This is a genomic window from Yersinia sp. 2542 StPb PI (assembly GCF_048593855.1).
GTDB lineage: Bacteria > Pseudomonadota > Gammaproteobacteria > Enterobacterales > Enterobacteriaceae > Yersinia > Yersinia enterocolitica_E.
This window is the reverse complement of record NZ_JAZGQA010000233.1, coordinates 1-6,106: the sequence shown is the minus strand read 5'-3', so window position 1 is coordinate 6,106 and position 6,106 is coordinate 1. Positions and strand designations below refer to the sequence as shown.

The following is a 6,106-nucleotide window of genomic DNA, read 5'->3' as shown; positions in this document are numbered from 1 at the left end:
AAAAATAAAAGATTAAAAGACCAATAGTGCATAAAACACAACGAGTTAATGGCTTCTCATCCTCTGTATTCCGGCAGCACACTAGTATTCCAGCACTACACTGACATTGTCCTGATAGGTGCCAACGGTTCTTTGCGTTTGTTGTGCATTGATCATCGCTTTATAAGGGATCTGTTGAGCTGAGCCTGTCGCGGTATCTGATCTTTTGTTGGTTATATTCCAGGGAATCGACCCCGAGCCCTGATACAGTTGATACTGTAAATAGTCGGTAGGGGGTGCAGGTATAACACTCCCTGGGAGCAATTTCATTTGGGGCCAAGGGGCAGAGAAATTATCGCCATTTGTTATGTAGGTAGTGAAGGTGGCGTTCTTGGTACAGGTAGCGGTGATAAATTGATTTACAGGAATAAATTGTGACATTAACGCGTAGCTACCAAAATCGACATTGGGCGCGGCGTTTATGACACAATCGTTGTTGACCACCAATGTGACAGTGACTGTTGATGATGCGGTTCCTTTGAATGTGCCACCGATACAGACGCCAATAACGGCAGAGCATAAATCATAATTCCAGTTCAAAGAGATAGTATCGGTATAAGTGCCAGCACTGATATTGATGTTAATGGCATTATTACTGCCAGTACGGATATAGATAGGTAAATTGGCTTTTATTTTCCCCAGCACGATGGTGAGTAAATTGCTGTTAGCATAGTTAATATTCCCCCCGACTATAATGGGATTGTTGTAGCCTGGGTCAGAATAGATTGAATAAGGAATTAAGTCGCCGGCGGCATTCTTAAGATTAAGATTATTAGCAGTGCTGGTGATGGTGCTGTTCAATACGGGGGTGGATAATACGCTCAGCGCTGTTCCATCACAGCCAAGTGCCGTTATACCACTGGCACTTTCGGGGAGGGTATTGACATTAAACGATGAATTTTGCGGCAGTTTTACTTCTGCGGCAGCAAAAGTGCACGCAGTGGCACTGCTGACAGACAATAGCCACAGTACAGACAGAACCAACCAGTAAGGTAGCCTGTATGGCCGAGGTAGCTTGCTGGCAATTCGCGTCGTGAGCGATATCATTAGCTGCTCCTTAAATAAAGTTGTCGATAGCCAGGTACGGCAATTATTGGCATATGGCTGTACCAGCATCTTGTATCCCTTTAGTATTTTTCAATTGGAATTGGCTGTAGCAGCGGGTGCCATTATCAGCTCGCACGATGGTGAGTTTATTCAATTGGGTGGCTTGCTCAATATAAGCCATACCATCCCAACCGACATAACCGCTAGGTGTGTCGCCCGTGGTATATATCGCGCTGCCTTTCGGTAAGTCTTGACCGGATTTATCGGTAAGTCTGATATTTGCGGCGGTAATCTGTGTTATGGGAAAATCAATTAAATAGCCACTGCGTTCGCTGATCGCTAAATTTCGCTCTACTGTTGGCAATATGACATCGGCAGGTAAATTCATGGGATCAATCTGGAATTTGGCCTGATAATATGAAGAAACTGTCGGAATCAAGATATATCCGTTGTTGTTCGTAGTACCAATCAGTTGATTTTCGTAACTGACCGGAATATTGCTAAAACCATTGGTTGATACCAAGGCAAATGCATCGTTAATCATATTACTGGCATAAACGCCGCCATTCATCATAACCAGCGAGCCACTCATTTCACCCCAACTATTATAGTTATCACTATTGCCATAAACACCGGCGCGACTTTCCATTATCCGAGTGCGCCAAATAATATCTGCTTGTTGGTAACTGCTATTTTCACTGTTGCCGTTGGCATAAGCGAGATTCCAACCCAGCCCGCCATTAGAAGGCGCTGCCCGGCTATAATTCACGCGTTGGGACCACTGGTTATCAACATCACGGCTGGTGCTGGCGCTGGCTGATCCCCATTCACCCAGCGGGATACTCCAGATCAGTTGTGCGTTGTAACCTTTGGTCCCCAACTCACGATTGAGGGAGAGGTAAATACTGGTATTACGGAATATTGAGGTGCTATAGCTGATATTGACCAACCGGGTTCGCTCACCGAGCGCATCCCTGACATCGAAATAACCAGATCCAAGTGTCCCTAAGTTTCCAAGGCTGATACTGCCGGTTATCTGGTCGGTACGTCGGCTCAGACGAAAGTCGCTTTTGTAATTAGCCAGATCGCCATAATTATCGCTGCGGCTAATGCGCTGAGCATTCAGATTAAAGTAGGAATTACTGTAGGTATAACCTAATGAACGCTGGTTACCGATACCACCACGGGTATTAATGGCAACCTGTGAGGTATTAATGGTTGAATTGTTAATATCAGTGGCTGGTTGACTGATGACATCACTAAATGCATCGGCAGAGGTATTACTCATACTGTAGGCACCATTCAGTACCCCAAATAGGCCCAGCCGAAATCCGGCTCCGCCACCTACCACATTCATGCCTTTGGCAGCATCCCCTCGGCCTTCTAGTGTCAACCAAGACGTTGTGCCATAACGAACCACGCCACTGGCGACAGGATCAGCATAATCGGCAGAACGGATGGCATAATTGCGGCGTAAAGCACCGGCTGACAGGCTAAAATCCCACATGCCGGGTTTTAGCAGTGAACTGGCAACATAAAATGGCACTGAGGTGCTGATTTGTCTACCGAGGGCATCGGTTGTAATAATAGTCGCTTGGCCAGCACCATTAATACGAGGGGCATTATCGATAACAAAAGGGCCGGGGTTAATATTGGCTGATTGTGTTCTGAAGTTATCAATATACAGTTCGACAGTGCTAGGTACCGCAGCTTGACCGGCAAATTGCGGCATCGGATAGGTAATAAGGTCGGGGCGAATAGCAAAATTACGCGCGATTTGAACACCACCCAGGCGCACCGCGCTACTCCAGGGCAAGGCTCCGGTGATCAGGTCACCTGCGGTATAACGTAGCAGGTTTTTTTCATCATTCCTCTGCCATTGGGTATCAAACCGAATATAGCCGTTATTATCCGTGTCGCCGTTATTACCTGAAAAGTTAGTACGATAAACGCCGGTATTACTGATCAAACCAAAACGGTCAAAAATACGTTGCTCGCTCCAGGCTGAGGCATTACCTGACTGTGGGTTACCACTGTTCTGGCTGACATAAAAATCATAATTTAATAAAAATCCCAGGCTACTTTGTGCAAGATTAAAATCATCAGTTGCGGCAGAGTTAATTTGCTGTTTCGGTAACCACTCGCTGGGGACATCAATCAATAACCGTTGGTTTTCTCCATCATATTTCACGGCCACCTTATCCATCTTATCAACCGCAACCTCTGCACTAGAGGGTAATCCGATGGTTTTTAACTGTGCTGGTGAAAGATAGTAATGTCCCCCGCGATAGATGACTGGCACAGCATCACCAAAGTTACGGTCATTGACCACTAACTCAAGATATAAGGTACTGTCGGGCATTGTTGCCATAGGTGGCGGCAGATTATCCCCCCAAACCTCCCAGGGGATGAGTGAAGGCAACAACACTGAGCCATACATCAATATTAATAATGGTGACAGCTTGAATCTGATAGTCATTCCCAACCCTAGGTTATTATTAAACACACCTTATCTGCTGTATGCGAACACCTTATTGGTGTGGGATGACTATGGGTTTGGTGCTGTTATTGATAATGGCGCTTAATTCTCCTGTTCTGGCTGTTGGGCTGAGCGGGAAACTCATTTTTGCACCGGCTAACACATAACCGAGTAAACCTTTATTAATGTCTTTCTCTTGCAGGGTCACCCGCGAAATCCGTGCATGAACAGCACCCTGATTAGAGATATTCAACCATTGTTTCTCGCCTTGTGAATGCACGCTATAACTGAGTTTCGTCGGCATAACACCGGGGGCTGGTGTGGTATCAGATGCCGCCAGCACACCACTGCCGTAAACAAACAAGGGAACGGAATAGCGCATTTGGAATTTCAGCCCTAACTGAGTGGCAGCGGGGGCGGTTTTATCGTTTGGGTCCTTATAAGGTATTTCATCAATTAATATGCGGTAGGCTTGTTCTTGCCCGGCGGGAACGGGGGCGTTTTTGACTAAACGAATCAGTTGACGCTTACCGGGTTGAATAGTTGCAACCGGTGGGCTGGCGATAATTCTTGATTGCGGGGTGTAATCGTCTTGGGTGTTGACCTGCTGCCAACCTAATACTCGAATCTGCATATAGATAGGCTGACTATCTTTATTTTCCAACCACAATGCAGTGGCTTTATCACTGTCTGAAATTATCGGGTCAATGGGCCAGATCAGAACGGAGGCCGCAGCATACAGTTGGCTACTGGTCAGTGTGGCCGAAAGCAATATTACCCGAGATAGTAGGTTAAATGGCGTCATAGTGAAATCTCCTGCGGCATCGTGCCAGTAATCAATAAGTAACTGTAACTAATAAAGTATCTGTGTAGACGCCAGCGCTAGGTTGCGTACTACTGGCAGACAGTTGTGCATATAAAATGACTTGTTGCAGGGTGCCATCGGTGGTCACTAAACGTGTCGATCCCCCATTGGCACCATCCCCCCAGATCTGGGTTCGGGCAGAGTTTTGATATATTTGATACAGCAAATATTCGCCCGTTGTGCTGTTGAGTAAGCGCCTGCCGGCAGAAATGTTACCTGAGGTATTGGCCCCGGAATTAAGTGCCAGTGTGACCGTGGGATTACCACTGCACTGGAGGACGATACTGCCTGAGTTGAGTCCAGATATTGCGTTAGTGGCGTTTGCCAATGAAGAGACGGTGCCGAAATCCAATGTGCCAAAGTTGCTGGTATCGGTGGCTCCGCCCCCAAGGCTACAGCCGGTTTGCACTATTGCATTGACAGTGAAACTTTTAGATACCGGTGAGGTGGCAGCATGGGCAACGGCGATGCTGAGTACTAAAATAAGTAGGGCGCGGGTGAGGTTATACTGAGATAAAGCATATTTCATTGTCAGCATCCTCGATAATATTTACCAATTCACCGTGACCTGAATGGTGTCGGTATAAGTCCCAACCGCCGGGGTCGGTTGGACAAAAACCAGACCATAAACCGGAATGACCACCACTGATCCGGTAGCAATCTGGGAAATGCCAGTCAGGTTATCCCAAATTTTGCTATGTGCCGCATCGGTATACAGGTTGTAATTAACATGCTGGCCTGACGGGCCGCCGGCCAAATAACGGCTGGCAGTGCTACCACTCTGCCCACCACTGAGTAGCACATTAAAACTGGTCCCCTTACTGCATTGGACGGAAATAGCACCGTTATTTCCCTGACCGGCGACGGCAATCGGGGTGGTTAACGCAACCACGGTGCCGAAATTCAGGGTACCAAAACTGGTTGCGCCATTAACAATGGTGCCCGCAGTACAAGTGGGCAATAGCGTGGCACGGACGGTGATATTGGCATTTTTCGTTATAGCCCCAACGGGAAAAAGTGGCAGCAGTAATAAGCTGCAAGTGGCGGCCAGAGCAAACAAGCGGCCTGCCATTACCAGGTAACAGTGACGGTAACAGTATCGAGATAGGTGCCGACACTGGGGGTCGCTTGAACAGGGACGCGGGCATAAATAGTCAGTGGGATCGCGGTGGCCAACCCAGTGCCCGTTCCATCAACCGTGCCGGATACTGGCGTCGCATTCCATGGCTGGAGAAAACCGTTGTCTCTGTAAAGGTTATAATTGACGAATTCTGATGTTCCGCCAGCCAGTCGTCGTTGCCCTGAGTTGTCATGTAGCCCATTATCTATTGCGATGGAATAAGCGGTATTATTGCTGCAATGCAATTTAAGTGAATCGTTGGTGGTGCCACTGAATGTCATGCTAAGAGGTGCGGTTAGGTCGCTCACTGTACCGAAATTTACAGTGCCCAGATTACTTAAGTTGCCACTCCCGAGGCCATTATCGATGTAACAACCGGCGATGATGTTGAGTGTTGCGTTTAGTGTTCCACTGGCAGTACCTGCACCTTGCACTGGCGCTGTCTGTAGTACCATCACCGCACCTAAAATAAGTAAGATTTTCTTCATTATTGCTTCCTTAATCATCTAATTTGCAGCCAGGTAAGCGAGAACAGAGTTGCGCCAATAACGTAGCG

The 6,106-nt window shown here is 47.3% G+C and carries 6 protein-coding genes; all 6 read right to left on the bottom strand.

Features of this window, described 5'->3' with window-relative positions; all coding sequences use genetic code 11:
• Positions 1 to 81 precede the first annotated feature (81 nt).
• Genes V1952_RS19340 through V1952_RS19315 form a run of 6 tightly spaced genes read right to left on the bottom strand, consistent with a single transcriptional unit; the run spans position 82 to position 6,038 of the window.
• Positions 82 to 1,086 carry a spore coat U domain-containing protein gene (locus tag V1952_RS19340; protein ID WP_372559182.1) on the bottom strand — a complete coding sequence of 335 codons (1,005 nt, stop codon included), beginning with the start codon at positions 1,084 to 1,086 and terminating at the stop codon, positions 82 to 84.
• A 43-nt stretch (positions 1,087 to 1,129) separates the two neighbouring features.
• The gene (locus V1952_RS19335; RefSeq protein WP_420075346.1) at positions 1,130 to 3,565 is read right to left on the bottom strand and encodes a fimbria/pilus outer membrane usher protein; all 2,436 of its coding nucleotides are present in this window, start codon (positions 3,563 to 3,565) and stop codon (positions 1,130 to 1,132) included.
• A gap of 52 nt (positions 3,566 to 3,617) precedes the next feature.
• Positions 3,618 to 4,370 carry a molecular chaperone gene (locus tag V1952_RS19330; protein ID WP_372559180.1) on the bottom strand — a complete coding sequence of 251 codons (753 nt, stop codon included), beginning with the start codon at positions 4,368 to 4,370 and terminating at the stop codon, positions 3,618 to 3,620.
• Between the two features lie 31 nt (positions 4,371 to 4,401).
• Entirely contained in the window at positions 4,402 to 4,959 is a 558-nt protein-coding gene (locus V1952_RS19325; RefSeq protein ID WP_372559179.1) for a spore coat U domain-containing protein, read from the bottom strand.
• A gap of 21 nt (positions 4,960 to 4,980) precedes the next feature.
• The gene (locus V1952_RS19320) at positions 4,981 to 5,502 is read right to left on the bottom strand and encodes a spore coat U domain-containing protein (protein ID WP_420075345.1); all 522 of its coding nucleotides are present in this window, start codon (positions 5,500 to 5,502) and stop codon (positions 4,981 to 4,983) included.
• Entirely contained in the window at positions 5,502 to 6,038 is a 537-nt protein-coding gene (locus V1952_RS19315) for a spore coat U domain-containing protein (protein ID WP_420075344.1), read from the bottom strand. The genes V1952_RS19320 and V1952_RS19315 overlap by 1 nt, the downstream gene beginning before the upstream one ends.
• Between the last annotated feature and the right edge of the window lie 68 nt (positions 6,039 to 6,106).